Here is a 1,670-nt window from a genome sequence, read left to right as displayed (position 1 = left end):
ACGAGGCGGGGTTTCACCAGACCGGCACCTCGGGCGCCTTCGGCGCCACCGCCGCGGCGGGGCGGATGCTGCGCCTCGATCCCGCGCGCATGGCGCAGGCGCTCTGCCTGACCGCGACTCGCGCCGCCGGGTTGAAGAGCCAGTTCGGCACCATGGGCAAGCCGCTGAACGCGGGCTTCGCCGCCGAGGTGGGCGTGACCTCGGCGCTGCTGGCGCAGGCCGGTGCGACCTCGGCGCCGGATGCCATCGAGGGCGCGCAGGGCTTCGGCCCGACCCACGCCGGCAGCGCCGACGTCTCGGCGCTGGACGGGCTTGGCGACGCTTGGGTCTTTCCGAACATCTCCTACAAGTTCCACGCCTGCTGCCACGGGCTGCACGCCATGCTCGAAGCCCTGCGCGAGATCCGTGATGAAGGCCTGAACGCCGCCGAGATCGAAAGCGTGACCGTCCGCACCCATCCGCGCTGGCTCGCTGTCTGCAACCAGCCCGAGCCCACCACCGGCCTGCAGGCGAAGTTCAGCTACCGTCTGACCGCCGCGATGATGCTCTCGGGCGTCGATACCGCCGCATTGGACAGCTACACCGACGCCACCTGCGCACGAAGCGATCTGCGCGCCCTGCGCGACCGCGTGCGGGTCGAAACCGACGATGGGCTGAGCGACAGCGCGGCGGAGGTTTCGGTGGTCGCCTCGGGCCAAACCCACAGTACCCGCCACGACATCCTCACCCCCATCGACCCGGCGCTGATCGAGCGGCGCCTTCGCGACAAGTCGGCGACCTTGCTGGGAGGCGCCGAGGCCGAGGCGCTCTGGCGATCGGTTGCGAGGATCGATGAGGCGGAGGGGGTCGCACGGCTCATGGCCTGCCTCGGGGCACGACCCGGCCAGACCCTTGCGGAGGACGGCTGACACCGGCGCGTCCTTGTATCCGCCCTCGTCCACCTTGGCAAATGTCGTAACCGGGCGGACGCGTCCTATGCCGATCTCGATGAGATGCTGCAACCAAGCAGAAGTGTCGCTGGTAATCCTGAGCGGAGCGCAACCGGGCAGGGCGGAGACCTCAGTTTTCGGAGGCCTGACCGGCTGCGCGGATCTTGGCGCGGTGGGCCAGTTTCGAGTTCCAGCCATCGTTGCGTCGAACGGTCTTGCGATACCCGATGCGGGCGCTCACGGGGCGCACCTTGGATGTGGTCTCCACCTGATCCTGCTGTCGCTTGATGTGGACCAGCACCGCGCCGAGGTGCTTGTTCTCGGTGATCGCGGCGTGGGTGACACGCTGCTGATGCGGGTCGAAGATGGTGCAGGGCGGGACGATGCCCTTGTGCCGGACCTGGATGCGGCCATCGGGAAACTCGTAGGTATCGGCGTATTTGCCCACCAGTTCGCGGGCCAGCTCGTTCACCTCCAGCCGGACGCGCTTGTTGTCGTATTTCATGGCCTTGTTGCACGAAGCCTGCCCGGGATTCACATTGAGAGTCCTACGGCGTAGCTGGGTGGCATGCCCAGGTCTGCACCCACCCGCTACCGCACCCGGAACTGGTCCGCCTATAACGCGGCGCTGCGTGAGCGTGGATCGCTGACCGTCTGGTTCGACCCGTCGACACCCTGGCACGCGACGCCATCGGGTAAGCGCGGCGGCCAGCCGGTCTACAGCGACGCCGCGATCCAAGC

At 68.1% G+C, this 1,670-nt stretch carries 3 protein-coding genes; 2 read left to right on the top strand and 1 reads right to left on the bottom strand.

Features of this window, described 5'->3' with window-relative positions; genetic code table 11:
- Positions 1-908, top strand: a 908-nt coding sequence (locus NHG85_RS06065) for an MmgE/PrpD family protein (protein WP_253330753.1), incomplete at its 5' end; no start/stop codon positions are given.
- Positions 909-1,059: 151 nt separating this feature from the next.
- Here the strand turns inward: NHG85_RS06065 and NHG85_RS06060 are convergent.
- Entirely contained in the window at positions 1,060-1,434 is a 375-nt protein-coding gene (locus NHG85_RS06060) for a hypothetical protein (RefSeq protein ID WP_253330751.1), read from the bottom strand.
- Between the two features lie 63 nt (positions 1,435-1,497).
- Between NHG85_RS06060 and NHG85_RS06055 the strand changes: the two genes are divergently transcribed.
- On the top strand, positions 1,498-1,670 hold a 173-nt coding region (locus NHG85_RS06055; RefSeq protein WP_253330755.1), incomplete at its 3' end, for a transposase.

The sequence above is a fragment of the Limimaricola litoreus genome, from assembly GCF_024159025.1.
GTDB classification, from domain to species: Bacteria; Pseudomonadota; Alphaproteobacteria; order Rhodobacterales; family Rhodobacteraceae; genus Limimaricola; species Limimaricola litoreus.
The sequence above is the reverse complement of the archived record's forward strand: the minus strand, read 5'-3'. Positions and strand labels throughout refer to the sequence as shown.

Excerpts from the sequence above, each read along its gene's own strand:
- NHG85_RS06060 (WP_253330751.1), bottom strand. The coding sequence starts at position 1,434 with ATGAAATACGACAACAAGCGCGTCCGGCTGGAGGTGAACGAGCTGGCC.